Origin of the sequence: Fervidicoccus sp. (assembly GCF_049967375.1) — an archaeon.
GTDB lineage: Archaea > Thermoproteota > Thermoprotei_A > Sulfolobales > Fervidicoccaceae > Fervidicoccus > Fervidicoccus fontis.
This window is the reverse complement of the sequence record NZ_JBMFSV010000001.1, coordinates 63,806-79,059: the sequence shown is the minus strand read 5'-3', so window position 1 is coordinate 79,059 and position 15,254 is coordinate 63,806. Positions and strand designations below refer to the sequence as shown.

The 15,254-nt window shown below is 39.5% G+C and carries 13 protein-coding genes; 7 read left to right on the top strand and 6 right to left on the bottom strand.

All coding sequences use genetic code 11. The features are described 5' to 3' along the window. Positions 1-95: 95 nt before the first annotated feature. Together truD and ACP5SL_RS00385 are read right to left on the bottom strand one after the other, a co-directional pair. Entirely contained in the window at positions 96-1,061 is a 966-nt protein-coding gene (truD, locus tag ACP5SL_RS00390) for a tRNA pseudouridine(13) synthase TruD (protein ID WP_014557375.1), read from the bottom strand. A 56-nt stretch (positions 1,062-1,117) separates the two neighbouring features. Next, positions 1,118-1,324, bottom strand: a complete 207-nt coding sequence (locus tag ACP5SL_RS00385) for a hypothetical protein (RefSeq protein ID WP_272985556.1) — start codon at positions 1,322-1,324, stop codon at positions 1,118-1,120. 125 nt (positions 1,325-1,449) lie between these two features. Between ACP5SL_RS00385 and ACP5SL_RS00380 the strand changes: the two genes are divergently transcribed. After that, on the top strand, positions 1,450-2,013 hold the full coding sequence (locus ACP5SL_RS00380) for a hypothetical protein (protein WP_428228007.1): 564 nt from the start codon (positions 1,450-1,452) through the stop codon (positions 2,011-2,013). Between the two features lie 162 nt (positions 2,014-2,175). Here the strand turns inward: ACP5SL_RS00380 and ACP5SL_RS00375 are convergent, their stop codons facing one another. The 3 genes from ACP5SL_RS00375 to ACP5SL_RS00365 form a co-directional block, all read right to left on the bottom strand. Continuing rightward, positions 2,176-2,490 (bottom strand): DUF4870 domain-containing protein, encoded by a 315-nt coding sequence (locus ACP5SL_RS00375; protein ID WP_014557372.1) that lies wholly within the window; start codon positions 2,488-2,490, stop codon positions 2,176-2,178. A 1,124-nt stretch (positions 2,491-3,614) separates the two neighbouring features. Then, the gene (locus ACP5SL_RS00370; protein ID WP_428228006.1) at positions 3,615-4,013 is read right to left on the bottom strand and encodes a DUF4234 domain-containing protein; all 399 of its coding nucleotides are present in this window, start codon (positions 4,011-4,013) and stop codon (positions 3,615-3,617) included. Continuing rightward, on the bottom strand, positions 3,974-4,489 hold the full coding sequence (locus ACP5SL_RS00365) for a type 1 glutamine amidotransferase domain-containing protein (RefSeq protein ID WP_193803489.1): 516 nt from the start codon (positions 4,487-4,489) through the stop codon (positions 3,974-3,976). Before ACP5SL_RS00365 ends, ACP5SL_RS00370 begins: the two co-directional genes overlap by 40 nt. Positions 4,490-4,628: 139 nt before the next feature. On the opposite strand from ACP5SL_RS00365, the gene ACP5SL_RS00360 reads away from it, so the two are divergent. The 4 genes from ACP5SL_RS00360 to ACP5SL_RS00345 all read left to right on the top strand — a co-directional run bounded on the left by ACP5SL_RS00360 (position 4,629) and on the right by ACP5SL_RS00345 (position 11,462). Then, entirely contained in the window at positions 4,629-5,207 is a 579-nt protein-coding gene (locus ACP5SL_RS00360; protein WP_272985565.1) for an MBL fold metallo-hydrolase, read from the top strand. Positions 5,208-5,405: 198 nt separating this feature from the next. Then, positions 5,406-8,270 (top strand): hypothetical protein, encoded by a 2,865-nt coding sequence (locus tag ACP5SL_RS00355; RefSeq protein ID WP_428228005.1) that lies wholly within the window; start codon positions 5,406-5,408, stop codon positions 8,268-8,270. A gap of 109 nt (positions 8,271-8,379) precedes the next feature. Then, the gene (locus ACP5SL_RS00350; RefSeq protein WP_014557367.1) at positions 8,380-9,621 is read left to right on the top strand and encodes an iron-containing alcohol dehydrogenase; all 1,242 of its coding nucleotides are present in this window, start codon (positions 8,380-8,382) and stop codon (positions 9,619-9,621) included. A gap of 2 nt (positions 9,622-9,623) precedes the next feature. Continuing rightward, on the top strand, positions 9,624-11,462 hold the full coding sequence (locus ACP5SL_RS00345) for an aldehyde ferredoxin oxidoreductase family protein (RefSeq protein ID WP_193803486.1): 1,839 nt from the start codon (positions 9,624-9,626) through the stop codon (positions 11,460-11,462). Positions 11,463-11,484: 22 nt separating this feature from the next. Here the strand turns inward: ACP5SL_RS00345 and ACP5SL_RS00340 are convergent, their stop codons facing one another. Continuing rightward, on the bottom strand, positions 11,485-12,390 hold the full coding sequence (locus ACP5SL_RS00340; protein WP_428228020.1) for a dihydrodipicolinate synthase family protein: 906 nt from the start codon (positions 12,388-12,390) through the stop codon (positions 11,485-11,487). A 111-nt stretch (positions 12,391-12,501) separates the two neighbouring features. On the opposite strand from ACP5SL_RS00340, the gene ACP5SL_RS00335 reads away from it, so the two are divergent. Continuing rightward, positions 12,502-12,990, top strand: a complete 489-nt coding sequence (locus ACP5SL_RS00335; RefSeq protein ID WP_428228004.1) for a hypothetical protein — start codon at positions 12,502-12,504, stop codon at positions 12,988-12,990. A gap of 293 nt (positions 12,991-13,283) precedes the next feature. Then, on the top strand, positions 13,284-15,254 hold the full coding sequence (locus tag ACP5SL_RS00330; protein WP_428228003.1) for a hydantoinase/oxoprolinase family protein: 1,971 nt from the start codon (positions 13,284-13,286) through the stop codon (positions 15,252-15,254).

The window sequence follows — 15,254 nt, the reverse complement described above, 5'->3', positions numbered from 1 at the left end:
ATTCTTTGAAAATTTAAGTATTATATTTAATAAAATCACTGAATAGGTCCTTTTGCGTTTGAACAGCAAAGAATCATAGAAGAAGCCTTCACTTTTTATTTACAGACTTTTTCAGCAACGCATTTTTTATTCATCCAGCTTTCATCATTCTTAAAAACTTCTCTTATAATCAGAGATGCATAGCTTCCAGGAGGCATCTTGGCAATAGCTATTAGCTTCTCTTTAGATTTATAATATTTGATGAGAGGGTTTTTTATAAACAGTGGCCTTAGCTGGTATTTAAGGAAATCTTTTCCTTCTATCAGCTCCAATATTCCAAGCTCCTCCGCAACTTCCAGTGAACATTCGTAATGATCCTTTAACAAGACTTTCTTCTTTAAAGCCTCTTTATGTCTTGTTCCTAAAAGAATTCCCATCTTACTGTTGTAATCTTCCTTAAAATCTATTCTTGAAAGGCAGACGTTGAAAATATAACTCTGTAGCGATTCCGCTAAAAACTCACCTTTCCAACTTCTTGTATTTAGCTTTCCATCTTTCAATAGCTTTATCGCAATTTCATGATTAAAGGGTTCATGGAACCCGAATCTTTGATGACCAAAAAAGTTCGGAAATGCTTTGAGCTTTTTAATTTCCTCAAGTGTTTTTTCCGCATCTATAGAGTCCGGAAACTTTATTGCAAATATGTTTGAATTGAACCCCCCTTTTTTGGGGATAAAATCAGTTTTTCCTTGATATATTAGCCTAGCTTTACCTCCAAAACACAAATTTTTTCCAACAAATTCTGTTAAAACGATATTCTGCACAGAAAGCGAGTTGCTGTCCTTCAATCCATAGTAAAACGCTTTTCCCTTATGGATAAGAGTAAGGATAATCTTAACCGCACTCTCGGTAGATAACCCACTCTTTACAAGGAAATATGCATAGAATTTTCCCTCATTATTAGTAGGTGGGAAAGATCTTTCAATAACTATGAAGTCTGAGCACCTTTCTAAAAAATCACCAGCCTCTATTCCTTCAGAATTTGTCAGAAAGACATTTATGCCGATTCTTTCATAAATCATCTTCTCTCCTTTTTATATCTTTATAAATTATCTTTAATAAATTAGTACGAATTTATCTATTCTAAGCCTTTTGGCAAAATCTTTTTGCTTAGCTCGAGCGTAATAAAAGAGATACGGAAAAATGCAGGAAAGCATTGAGAATAAAGCCAGAGACGCACCTTCTGTTCTATATTGTTCCTGGAGACGTTGAATCCTGAGAAAAGGTTTACATCTAGGCTCGAGAATTCGAAGCACAGAGCTTCTTTATCTTTAATGCTGTTCATGGAAAGCTTTTTTTCTAAAGATCATTCATATCAGCTCAATGAGGAGGTAATGCTGGAAGGCGCTTAAACCGAGCGAGGATAAGTTAATTAGCTGGTGCAACAAAAAACATATGAGCTGATTTATTTTGATTTGCGAGCCTTATGTGCTTTATTATGGAGGCAACTTTTTCAACAAAATGAGGAAGGTCTACAGTATAGGAATACTTGACAGGCCACTTCCAAAGATCTTCGGAAGATACGGAGAAAGCGCCGAGCTCCTGGATAGAGAAGATGCAGTCGAGCTCCTCAATACAGCGAAAGAAAAGAGCGGCATTACAACCTCCGACGCCCAAATCGTGAAGAACATGATTGAGGCCCTCTTCCTCCCAACTTCACTCATATATTCTTACTTCAAAAAGCTCTCCTTCTCTGAGGCTGCTGAGACCGATGAATTCTTCATAATGGAATTCATGGGATCTCAGGCAAAGCTCATGAAGTTCACACCGCTGATAGTCTACATGTGGTTCGTGATTCCGAAATCTGAGAACGGGTGCAGGAAGTCAGTGGAGCTCATGAGGAAGATCAAGCAAGAAGTGGGAACACCTCCAATTAGCAAGGAAGAGTGGGAGGAGCTCAAACCTCTCATCGAGAAGTTCTCGAGGGCTCTTCCAATACAAGGGTCTTCTAAAAATCTTTGGGACGAGATATAGCTCTTTTCCGATCCATCGCTCTATTTTACATGAGGTGCGACGTTGGACACCTCGTCTGGCGCTTTCTTCTGGCACATAGCCGCACCTCGCTTATCTTATTTGCATTAGGGAAATGATAAAAAATTTTCTGAAGCTCTCGTGCTTTTTTGGAAAGGAGAAAGGCTAAGGAGTGTATTCAGAATACTTCGCTGCATAGTCTCCGAGGACTGGAACTTTGACGTCCACTCCACTGTATGCTTTAAAAGCTATGTACATCCCGTACAGCCAAACCAGAAAGAGCAGGAAAGGTCCGAGGAAAGGTATGAAGAAAAATACCAAATCTATTATTGTGCCTAATATTCCGAGGAAAATCGACTGCAGGGAGTGAAACTTGAGCCTCTTATCCTTCTGTCCCTCAGTGATGAATACTATTATGCCTGATAACCAGGTCAATATATATGCAAAGATATACCATATATTGCCCTTTTCTTTTTCCATATCAAATTACCTTTTTCTGTTTTTTAATATTAAATTATCCCACTATTAAATATTTTTTTATTAAAATCAATCGAATGATAGGATAATGCTTACGAAGGAATAGTTGCATCATATCGATAATTGGTCTTTTAAAAAAGCTGAAGAATTTCGCTCTATGGAATCGGCTAAAAATTTTCAAATTCGCTAGTGCATGATACCACTAGCGGATCATTACATGCTATCCACTCAGACAGAGAGATTCAATTTCTCTTCTTCAAGAAGGAGGGCAGCTAGGGCAGAGTCATCAAAAAAATAGCAATCTACCATTAGAACAAAAAAGATATGATGCCTGCAGGTCCTCATCCTCGAATTTTATAAGATTTTTGGTTCGTTGGAATCAAAAGACACGGTTGAAGAAAACATTCCGAAAATGAAATCAGTCTAGCAGAAAGCAATGCGGAGGCTTCAATGCTTTTCAGCCTCTTCTAGGCAAAGATCATCCCCTACAGCAAGCGCTGCCCTTAGTCAGAATTTCAAATGCTACTTTGTTGTTCGCGATCATACTGATTATTTCCTTCAGAAGGTTTTCCTAACTGACAGCAGAATCTCCGTCTTTTTTATTCCACTAGGATCTTAGTACTTCTATTAAAAGCTTGGAATAAAAAAGTTGATATAGCTGTAATTGGAAATACAAACTTTTGTTCAGAATTGGAAAACTTTCCGCTTACACTTAAAATGTTGAGTGATGCATTTGCGACATTTTCTTAATTTATAACCTTTTTCTGTCACACTTGAATCACGAACTCCGACTCCTTTTCCTTTGGAAAAGCACGCTGTAATAGTTGTGAATATAGCGTGACACTTTGGTCACTCAGTCCTTTTAACATCGTAGAACCTGAACTTCCACGGCTCCTTAAACAGCTTGAACTCTCCCTCATTACCAACATACCTGGATTATGGTACTTAATCATAGATCGATTAACTTTTTAGTTATTAATTTTTATATATAAATTTAATATAAAAATATTGCATTTTAATGAAGAATAATTTTTCGAGCTACTTGCAAATAACTTCATCCTCTCTATCAGAGACACAGTACTTTAAGCGAGACAGTTTACTAGCGTTTAAAAAAATATTGCAAAAAATTACTGTTTTGATAAAATTTCCTTCAGTGCTGTGATCAGCTCTTTCTCAATCAGCTCGTGGCTTTCAAAATGTCTGTTTGGATCGTTTGTAAGCGTGTAGACCCAATATATGCCGAAAAGTCCGCAGGTAATAAAGTAAAGAATTACGTATAAAAGCGTGCTTCTGTCTGGAACTTCAGCAAATTCTTCTATTCTTCTTGTAAATAAAGGGACTTTTTCCCTAATTTCATCTATAACTTCGCTTAAAAGAAGCCTTTCCTTCTGAGAATGCTTTACGAAGTCTTTATTGAGGAAGTGATAAACATATAAGATATATAAGCTGTCGATTTCTACAAATTTATAATAATGAATGAAAAACTTCAGGAATTGCTGAGCGCCTTCAGTAATGCTTCCATCCAATAAGGAAGATCTTCTGGAAGCCTCGATGTAATTATATTTCCGTGAACAACAACCTTTTCATTTAACCACTCAGCGCCTCCAGCTTTTAGGTCGTCTGCAATCCCTGGATAGCTTGTAAGCTTGATATTTTTCACGATTCCTGCAGACAAGAGGAGTTGAGGTCCGTGGCAAATTGCTGCAATAGGCTTTCCAGAATCATAAAAGCTCTTCACAATTCTTACAGCGTCATCTCTTGCTGAAACTCTTATCCTTTCAGGTCCTCTTCCACCAGGAAGGACGAGAATATCGAAGTCATCAGGGTTTATGTCTTTTATTGCTTTAGAATTCATTCTATATCCATGCTTGCCTTCTACTTCACCGCTGAAAGGCGCAGCTACTGTTACATCAAATCCGGCTTCAATTAAGCGATAATAAGGATATAATGCTTCAATATCTTCAAACTCAGGTCCTATAAGAATTAGGGCTTTCCTCTTCATAGCTCATTCCTAATTCATTTTTTATATTTGCGAAAAATTAATTCGTTACGTATATATTTTGAGATTCTTCCCTATACTTCATATCTAAATGAGTTAAATTTTATAAATTACGTAATTATATTAAAAGAGGGGAAAAAGCTTGGAAGTATTTTTGATAAAAGGAATGTGTAATACCTATCTTACAAGCGAGGGTATTCTAATCGATGCAGGTGCTAAGCCTTCCGATGTACTCTCAATTGCAAAAGAGCATGGGATCTCAATAAAATATGTTTTGATAACTCATTATCACTATGATCACATTAAGTATGCATCTGAGATAGCTGAGAGGACAAAAGCAAAAGTAGTAGCTCCGGAAGCTGAGGCTGACATTATAGAAGGAAGTGCAAGGCCTAAATTTCCGAGCCTGTCTCTAAGAATAATGTCCTTATTTGCGACCATTAAGCCTGTTAAAGTCGACATTAAAGTTAAGGATGGAGATGAAGTGGCTGGCATGAAAGCTGTCGCAGCTCCAGGTCATACGCCAGGAAGCACTGCTTACGTTTCTGGAGATATTATGTTTTCAGGTGATGCAATTGAAAGCGATAATGGAAAACCATCCTTTCCTCCAAGAAAGTTTACCCTTGATCAAATAATGGCAGAGAAGAGCATGAAGAAGTTGCTTGAGCTTAGGCCTAAAATTATATATCCAGGTCACGGAAGACCTATAACAATGCAATAGCTCTATAATTTAAAGAATTTTTCGCTAAAAGTAAACCTCAACCTGGATTATATCACTTTTAAACATATGTTTTTACACTGGTTATATTAATAAAGAGATCAACTTAGGTTAGTATATTTAATAAAAATCACAAAAAATAAAATTTTTAATAATATTTATCTAATTTGCAATAAAATTTTTTTAAAGAGATAGATGCGCATGTCTGAGAACTCCTTAATTGCAAAGAGAGTTTTATTTTTTTCAGTTTTTATTATGACAATAACATATTTGTCATCTCTAATTGTATCTTCATCTTCAATTGCGAATGAAAGCCAATGTGCATTTCAGCCTTCTATATACCAGTATCCTGCTTCTAATGAAGTCTCCTCGCTACAGCCTGTCCTAATTTTTATTAATGGAAATGAAAGCTATAGCGTGGAAGTGAGCATAAACATAACAGTCGGAATTGAAGGTGACATCTGTCCAGCATGTTTGGGGGCATATATGGGGCTAAAATTCCCCCAGCAAGAGCTCATAAACTACACATTCAATTCAATCCCCTTCTATCCCGGATGGAGTGTTGCTTATATACCTGGACTTATTACGAAGAACTTTTCTGCTGTATATATTTCCCCAATTTTAAGATATACCACAAATTATACCGTCTCTGTAATTTCAAGCGTAAGCTATAAGGTTGTTAAAAACGGGATTATTATTTATGAAGACTCTTATAATGTCAGTTATGGAGAAAATCATAGCATGCTTCCTCCGATTACCTTCATTTTCATTCCAAATTCTCAAAACTTTACTCAATCTTCACTAAGTATGCCGATATTTCTTCCTGATGGGCTGTCCTTAGGCTCCGGCATGCCACTAAATTTAATTGCTGTAGCAGTCGGAGAAAATCCGCTTAGTTCTTTGAGCATAGAGTACAGCATATCTGGAGGACCATGGATAAGTGCGCACTCAGAAGAGCTGAGCACAGGGATAGAAAATAGCGTTGAAGAGATCAACAGCTATCTTCAGGGAATAGCTTCAAAGCTAAGTAGCTTTGGAATAAATGCTAGTATTCCCAATATAACTTCAACTATCGAAGCAATTGAAACACAAATACCAGGTCAAGAACCTGGCAACTATGTAGTTTACAAATCAATGGCGAGTGACATTTACAACAATACATCAGAATCTTTGGCAGGTATGTACTATGTTTACAACAGCTCTAGTACGAACAAAATTCTCATCGTTGATCCCAGCGTTAAGCTTTGGCTAATCTACAATAGTACAAGTAGCTTTATCAATTCAATCTCTTCATATAATCTTTCCCAAGGTCTTATCAATAACATAAACGACTCCTGGACCGAGGCAAGTGAGCACAACAGTCTAGGAGCATTGCAATTTCATTACTGGAATTTAATAGGAAAGCAATATAGAATATACATAACAGATTCGAGCGATTTGAGCTCAGCACTTGAAGAATATGAGCCGAATGCGATCATCTTAAGCAATTTGTATTTAGGCTTGGAGAGCTCAACTCTCCTCGATTGGGATTTAAAGGACAATGGAGCTCTTGGTGCACTTTCAAGCTATGTCAGTCAACACCATGCCGGTCTAATAGCTACACAGGGATCTCTCAGCGATTGGGTAATTTGGGAATCTTGTAGCGAAAAGACAAAAGTAGGAGCTAAAGGAAACATAGACTATAATACGTCAAATTTATCTAGCCTTGACAACTTGGCAACTCTTCTTGGCATTCCGCAGCTTACCTTATTCGAATATGTAAAAGATGAGGTGTCAAACTTCTTTTGCATTAACGCTGATCCTCAAGTAGCTGAGATGATAGGATCAATTCCTCTTCAGATTCCGTTTGTTCAGTTCAGCGGGAAGTTAAACTCAACCTCAGATGCTCAGAAAATGGGCCTTTCGTTGCCAGAAAATTTTGAATTTGACAACCAAAGAAGCCAAAACGGTTCTCCTTTTTTATATACAGAAGTAGGATGGCAACTGGCTTTCCCCCAGGATATTGACTTTATAGTATCAAATAAAATCAATTTTTCAAAATGGCCAACTGTAAACCTTTCTAACTCAAACGGGAGTAATCTATCAAATTATCGCAATTTTTCCTTTACTGATATGCTTCTCATTTATGAAGCGGTTCAAACATCTTCTATTTACGGAAATGATCTTAATATCTCCTTTAAAATTCCAGGAATTGGGAAATTCAATATAACATTAAGAATCCCAGAAAGTTTGATGGAAGCCCTTCTCGGAGCATATCAGCCAAAAATCGTGGCAATATCAAGCGATGGGCTCGCCGGGATAATTGCCTATGATAAGTTCTGGAGCGATAATGGATACCGTTCAGTATACTTCAGCTTCAATTTAGAGTCATTCAACACCAACACTTCGGAGCAGCTACTTACTCAAGCCATAAATTGGGTTGAAAGTTGGAGCTTCTATCCCAATATGACCTTGCTCGGAGACGTGCTAATTCCTTCAGATCTTGCGAGTAGGGCGGAATACATCCTGAATAGCATAGGAGGTGAAGAATTAGAGAACATGAGCATGATCTTGAATGAAGAGGGTAGCTCGGTAATTTCTATAAATGCGGAATCTCCAGGTATTGTATACGTTTTAATACTCCATCCAACTTCGAGTAATGTAGAAGTAACGAGAATAGAAGGATCTTACAGCAGCGAAAATTGCAGTTCTAGCAATGGGATTTCCCTGGTAACGATACAGGTAAGTAACTCTACAAGCTTGAGTCTATTCCTCAGAGCTTATTCAAGCTCTGGCATAATCCCCGCATATGTTGAAGTTAAATTTGAAGGTCTGAAATCGGGATGGGGAAACGTTTCCTCAAACACTTTTGAGAACCAAACAACTGAGGCCTGCACCTACAACGGGACATGCACTTCTCAAAGCGAAGAGAAAGAGAATCCTCAGAACAGCTCAACGAGCACTTTATACAATTCGCAGACTGTCGGTTCCGAAAAAGGCTCTTTGATGGGAATAATTGTGTTATACATAACACTTGCGGTAGTCGCATCATTGCTTATTTTAGGTATCTGGAAGAAAAAACTTTAATTATTGTTGTAATTATTTTTAAATCCTTTGATAAGTCATATTAAAAAGTTTTTTATAAGTGTTCTAACTATAATTATAAATAATAAAGATATATAAAGGTGTTCTAACCATGTCGAATTGGTATCTATATAAACCAGTTGTTAGACAATATTTACAGTTTGCATATTCCCCAGAAGGTAGAACGCTAATAACGACGTTCATTTCTCCAAGAATATTTATGGGCCTCGCCGCCACTCCTATGTTCGCGTCGAGTGTTTCATCAGCTTTAAAAAAGAAAAGAGCGTTCATCGTGACCGATCCTTATATTAAGCCCATGGCATTTGGAGTAGGCAGGGTTCTTCAATCATTTGGATTCAATACCACCGTATGGGATAAGGTCGTTCCAGAACCCCCCATATCTACGCTTAAGCCTTGTGCTCAAGCTATGGAACAGTTTGATGCAGATTTAATTGTCGCTGTTGGCGGCGGGAGCGCTATTGACACCTCAAAGGTTGCATGGGCACTTTATGAAAGACCAGATATTGATTTTAAGCTTATAAACCCTATGGCCCCTCTCGGATTAAGAAATAAAGCTCTCTTTGCAGCAATTCCTACGACAAGCGGAACAGGTTCCGAGGCAACTTCTGCAGCAGTGATCACCGATGAGTCTTATTCCCCACCTAGAAAGTTCTCAGTCGTCCATCCAGAGCTCGTTCCAGATTTTGCAGTCCTTGATCCCTCTTTTGTTGTGGGGCTTCCTCCAAAGCTTACATTAGGAACCGCACTTGATGCATTTGCTCATGCTGTAGATAGCTACTTAACCCATTCTTCATTTGAAATGACCGATTTCTTAGCGATAGGCGCCATAAAGTTGATTATGAGATGGCTTCCGAGAGTTCTTTCGCATTCAGATGATATAGAGGCTAGACTGAAAATCCATGAGGCTGCTACGATGGCAGGATTAGCTTTTAGCAATGGAGGAATAGCACTCACTCACAGCTTGGGTCATTCGTTGGGAAAAGTCTTCTCAATACATCATGGCTTCGCAGTTGGAGTCTTCATACCGTATGTCATTGGCTTTTACGCTGAGGTCTCTGATAAATATACAGAACTTGCAAAGGAGCTTGGGGTGAATGAAGAGCCGCTGCAAAAAGCACTTGTTTTAAAGTTCTTGGACTTCTTCAAGCAGGTCAAAGCTCCATTAACTCTAAAGGATCTAGGAGTGGATGAGGCAAAGCTCAGAGAAAAGCTCGATGTATTGGCAGAATACGCATATGAAGATATATGCACTCCAATGTCTCCAAGGCCTATTTCTATTGAGGAAGTTAAAGAGCTGTTTCTTAACGCATTAAAAGGAGAGTATGGGTGGTAATTATGATAGGAGGATTTCATGGAAAAATACTTAAAGTCGATCTGAGCACAGGCACAATTAAAACGCTCGAACTAAGCGAAGAAATGGCAAAGAGCTTTGTAGGAGGCTCAGGGCTTGCAGCAGCACTGCTTTATGACATCCTTACCAGAGATCTGGATCCGCTTTCTCCTGATTCGCCGCTCCTCTTTATAACAGGTCCATTTACTGGAAGTAAAGTTCCCTCATCTAGCAGATACGCTATCTGTGCAAAATCCCCGCTTACTGGGCTGTGGGGAGAGTCGACTGCAGGGGGACATTTTCCTGCATCCTTAAAGCTGAGCGGCTACGACGGAATACTATTTGTGGGAAGATCCAGCAAGCCTGTATACCTATTTGTCCATAACGGAGAGGCAGAAATAAAGGACGCATCCGACCTGTGGGGACTAACTACGTATGAGACTCAAGAAGCGATAAGGGATGAGCTCGGCAGGGATGTTAAGGTGGCATCTATAGGACCTGCAGGGGAAAATATGGTCAAATTTGCAGCAGTAATCAATGACGAGGGAAAAGCTGCTGGGAGGACAGGAATGGGGGCAGTTATGGGATCGAAGAATCTTAAGGCTGTAGCAGTATACGGGAACATGGAGCCGCCGATTGCGGATCCCAAGACATTTTCTGAGCTCCTGCCTAAAGCAATAGCAGAAATTGAGTCAAACCCCACAACCCATATGTCTCGCCTTTACGGTACTTTAGATTATGTCGCAGCCGGAATGTCCTATGGAGACGTCCCTACTAAATACTACCAGGATTCAATATTTCCAGCATACAAACTTAATGGGAAGGCCCTAAGAGAGAAATATTATGTGAAGCCAATCGCATGCACGGGATGCCCGATCGCGTGCGGCAAGGAAATTGAGTTCGGTAAATATGGCTTAGAAAAGGCTGATACTTTAGAGTATGAGACCGCTGCGGCTTTTGGTCCTCTATGCGGTATTGATGATTTAGATGCATTGATATATATAAACTACCTCTGCAATGCCTATGGGATGGACACAATTTCCGCAGGAGCATCCGTAGCTTTTGCGATGAATGCATATGAAAAGGGGAAGCTCACCAAGGAAAAGCTAGGAGGATTGGAAGCTAAATGGGGAGATAAGGATGTAGCTATAGAGCTTGTTCACATGATAGCAAATAGAAAGAGCATTGGAGGGATTCTCGCAGAGGGAACGAAAGTTGCTGCAAGTAAGCTGGGCATAGAAGATGGAGAAGTAGCTGTTGTAAAGGGGCTTGAAATACCTATGCATGATCCCAGGGCTTTTTCGATGCAAGCATTAACATACGCAACAAGCACTAGAGGAGCGTGTCACATGAGACCTGATTACTTTACTGTTGAGATTGGACAGGAGATACCTGAGCTCGGAATCAGGCAGACAGATAGGTTTGCTTCCAATCCAGAGAAGGTGGAGTCTTTTATAAAGTTCCAAAATGTTAGAGAAGTTTACGACTCGCTTATACTATGCAAGTTCTCCGCAAATTCTCTTACAACGATATCAAAATTCTATTCAGCAATAACTGGAGTGAAGGTTGAGCCTAAAGAGTTCAATGTATTGGGTGAGAGGATCTACAATATAAAGAGAAGCATAAACCTGAGACTTGGAATGAGAAAAGAAGATGAAAAGCTTCCAAAAATAATCCTCAGGTCCATAAAAAGAGGAGGGACTCAGGGGAATGTCCCGAATATTGAGGAAATGCTGAGGCATTATTATGCTATGAGAAAAATCGATCCTGTTACTGGAAAGCCTATGAAAGAAAAGCTTGAAGAGCTGGGGCTTTTAAAGCAAGCTAAAGACCTCTGGGGATAATTTTTTTAAAAAACTTTTATTATTAAATTTTCAAGCCCAAGCTCTCCGCTATTTTTCTTACTTTTTGAACAACTTCATCTCTCTCAGGAGTTAAAGGAGGTCTAACGTAGGGCTTTACTGGCGATCCCATTACACTTAGAAGCGTTTTCACAGCTGTTGGAAAAGATGTGGAAATGTCGTAGACCTTAGTGAGCTCAAGCAACTTTTTCCACCATTCCAATGCCTTTTCAAAACTTCCCTCTCTCCAAAAGTCGTACACATTCCTATGAATCTTAGGTGCCGCATTGGCTAAAGCCATTATTCCTCCATCCCCGCCCATCATTAAGTTCGGTAAAAGCATGTCGTCAAATCCTACAAGAATTGAGAAATCTTCTCTCACTGACTTCACTTCCTGGATCAGCCCCCTGAGGTATGTGAAGTTCTCATACGTCACCTTAGCCCCTACTATATTGCTGTACTCCTCCGAAAGCTCCCTGTAGAGCGATATTGGGATATTTATTCCAGTTGCGCTAGGAATGTTGTAAATTATAATAGGTAGGTCTACTCTTTCAGCTACCATCGAGAAGTGAAGCTTCAGCCTCTCTCCAGAAACTTTAAAGAAAAATGGCGGAGTGATGATCGTTCCAGAAACTCCCATATTCTTAAAAATCCTTCCGAGCGATATGCTATCTTCAGTGCTATTTGCGCTTATGCCTGGAATTATCCAGACCTTCCCGCCTACCTCTTCTAGTACCGTGCCTGTCAATTTTACAGCTTCATCTTTTGAAAGGTGAACAAATTCTCCAGTAGTGCTGTTTGGAAAGATTCCGTGAACACCTCCTTCTGCCTGATACCTTGCGAGCCATCTAGCAGAATCCAAATCTAGGGAAAGATCCTCTTTAAAAGGAGTTATAAATGGAGTAATAACTCCATAAAACTTTGGTCTCACCAATTCAATCGCCCTTTTAGATCAATAAATATAAAATTAAAAGATTTCAGATAAATGCGTTTCCCTCGGCATTTCGAAAAATATAAGATAGAGAAGAGGTTAAGTTATGTGATGGTGAGAAAAATATCTACTGGAACCCAAAGTGAAGAAAGAAAAAGCGAGAGAAAAGGATCTTTTAACGTGACAAATGCCATTCTCCTCGTTATAGCGCTCCTGTTCATCTGCGCATTCGCTTGGAGCTATTATAAGATGAGCGTGCTTTCCAATATTGCAAACTTGAACTATAGCGAATCGCTTGAATCGAATAAAGCGCTTGCAATACCTTCTATGAGTTACGTTACATTAAATTATACACTTCCATATGCTGGCTATTTGAAAATATCATATAGTTCAACGAGCGCCATTTATATTTGGGTAGGAAGCAACTTTTCCCAGCAGTTCCCGGACGGAAACTACTTTTCTAGGTACCCTCCTCAGAGGGAATCTTCTAGCGGAACTTTTGTTGTGCCTGTGCTTCCGGGAGAAGTATATGTAACTATATACAACCCTTCGATATTCAATGGTGTAGCTCTCACAATATCAATTGAGTACCATTACTGATATCAAACTTTAAAATTGAGGTTTTTTAACTTTTTATGAAACCAGAATGAAAGTGGTTTTTTGCTCTTGATTTCTACATGCAATTCAACCATTTTTTGAAATTTGCTCTGGATAAATGTCATTTCAATATATATTTTAAAAGTACTCATTGTAAAATCACTAGCTGAAGAATGAAAAAAAACAATACACTGATTTTTTATCTCAAATCTGATGCAATCCCCTGAAATATTAACAATTAATTTATTTAGAGCAAAATTTTCAAGATTAATTTATGCTTCATTAGGTGGGATCATTTGCCAAAAGTCGTCGGAATAGATACTGGCGGAACATTTACGGATTTTGTGTATATAAAGGATGACGGATCTATAGGTTTCTTCAAATCTTTATCTACTCCAAAAAGCCCAGAAGATGCTGTTATAGAGGGATTAAGAGCTTTGGGCAGTGGAGAAACAGTAATACATGCTACTACTTTGGGTACAAATGCCATCAGAGGGCAGTTTGGAATAGAGATTCCCAAACTCTCTCTAGTTACTACAAGGGGATTTAAGGGAGTAATTGAGATAGGGAGGCAGAACAGACCAAAACTCTACGATATATTTTTCGAAAAGCCTAAGCCTCTTGTTGAAAGAGATTTTATATTTGAGGCAAATGAGAGGATAGATGCATTCGGCAGGGTGCTCGAGAAAATTAGGGAGGAGCAAATCGAAGAGATAGGATCAAAATTGAAGGAGGCGGGTGTCTCTTCAGTGGCAATTTCTTTCCTCCATTCTTACATAAATCCATCACACGAGAAGACGGCTGAAAGGATCTTAAGCAAATATGTAGAATATGTCTCCCCATCTTATCTCGTATCACCCGAGCCCAGAGAGTATGAAAGGACTTCTTCCGCTTTGGTGAATGCTGCTCTAATGCCAATAATTTCTAAGTATATTGAAAGGCTCAATAAGAGGCTGAAAGAGCTTAACGTAAAGGAGCTTTTGGTTATGTCTAGCTCAGGAGGTATTGTAGATGCAGAGGAGGCCAGTAAGAGGCCTGTCCAGCTTGTCGAGAGCGGACCTGCTGCTGGGGTCGTTGCTACAGCAGAGCTTTGCAGGATGATGGGTATCAATAAGGCTATAAGCTTTGACATGGGGGGTACTACTGCTAAGGCAGGGACTATAGTTAATTACGAGTTCGAAATAACAAGCGAATATGAGGTGGGAGGAGAGAGCAACCATGGAAGAATGATTAAGGGCTCAGGGTACTCGGTTCGATTTCCATTTATAGACTTAGCTGAAGTTTCAGCGGGCGGAGGAACAATAATATGGAGGGATGATGCAGGAGCGCTTAGAATTGGACCAAAGAGCGCAGGTGCTGACCCTGGTCCTGCCTGCTATGATAGGGGTGGCAAGTATCCAACTCTCACAGATGCAAATCTTGTTCTTGGAAGGATAGGGGAAAGCCTCTTGGGTGGCAAAATGAAGATCCGGAAAGATCTGGCTATCAAGGCTCTCTCATCTTTAGGAGAACCTGTAGAGATAGCTAACAGATCAATAAAGCTTGCAGACCTTGAAATGGCCAGAGCTATAAGGCTCGTAACTGTTGAGAGGGGGATAGATCCAGAAGAATTCGTTTTATTTGCCTTCGGCGGTGCAGGTCCCCAGTTTGCAGCTGAGCTTGCCAACGAGATAGGAATAAAGAAAATCGTTATACCTCCGCATCCTGGAGTCTTCAGTGCTTTAGGACTTCTAATGGCAGATTGGAGATTTGAGGATAGGACAGCATTTCCAAAAGACATTGAAATGGCCTATAGAAATATGGAGGAAAAGCTTTTAAAGAAGGTTGGAAGAGTCGATTACTTTATTAGGTATGCCGATGTGAGATATGTAGGACAGGGATGGGAGCTCACCGTTCCAGTTGGAAGTCCCGCAGATATTAAGGAGATAAAAAAGACCTTTAATAAAAAGCACTTCTCAACTTATGGATTTATGCTTGAAAGCGATATAGAGGTTGTACTGGCAAGAGTCTTTGCAGTTTCAAAGAGGGAGAAACCTTTGTTCTCAGCCCCTAAGATTAGAGCGTCTGGAAGGGCAAAAGGATACAGAAAAGTTTACATGAATGGGGAATGGATCGAAACCCCAATATATTGCAGGTATTCATTGGATGAAGGCTTTAAAGCTGAAGGGCCATTGCTAATAGATGAATATGATACGACGACATTTGTACCTTCAGGGTGGAGGGTATCTGTTGGCGCTTTTTCAGAGCTCATATTGGAGAGGATGTAG

Bases quoted from the DNA above. Each gene is read 5' to 3' on its own strand.
- ACP5SL_RS00335 (WP_428228004.1), top strand. From the start codon at position 12,502: ATGGTGAGAAAAATATCTACTGGAACCCAAAGTGAAGAAAGAAAAAGC.
- ACP5SL_RS00385 (WP_272985556.1), bottom strand. From the start codon at position 1,324: ATGAACAGCATTAAAGATAAAGAAGCTCTGTGCTTCGAATTCTCGAGC.
- ACP5SL_RS00350 (WP_014557367.1), top strand. From the start codon at position 8,380: ATGTCGAATTGGTATCTATATAAACCAGTTGTTAGACAATATTTACAG.
- ACP5SL_RS00345 (WP_193803486.1), top strand. From the start codon at position 9,624: ATGATAGGAGGATTTCATGGAAAAATACTTAAAGTCGATCTGAGCACA.
- ACP5SL_RS00375 (WP_014557372.1), bottom strand. From the start codon at position 2,490: ATGGAAAAAGAAAAGGGCAATATATGGTATATCTTTGCATATATATTG.
- truD (WP_014557375.1), bottom strand. From the start codon at position 1,061: ATGATTTATGAAAGAATCGGCATAAATGTCTTTCTGACAAATTCTGAA.
- ACP5SL_RS00355 (WP_428228005.1), top strand. From the start codon at position 5,406: ATGTCTGAGAACTCCTTAATTGCAAAGAGAGTTTTATTTTTTTCAGTT.
- ACP5SL_RS00365 (WP_193803489.1), bottom strand. From the start codon at position 4,489: ATGAAGAGGAAAGCCCTAATTCTTATAGGACCTGAGTTTGAAGATATT.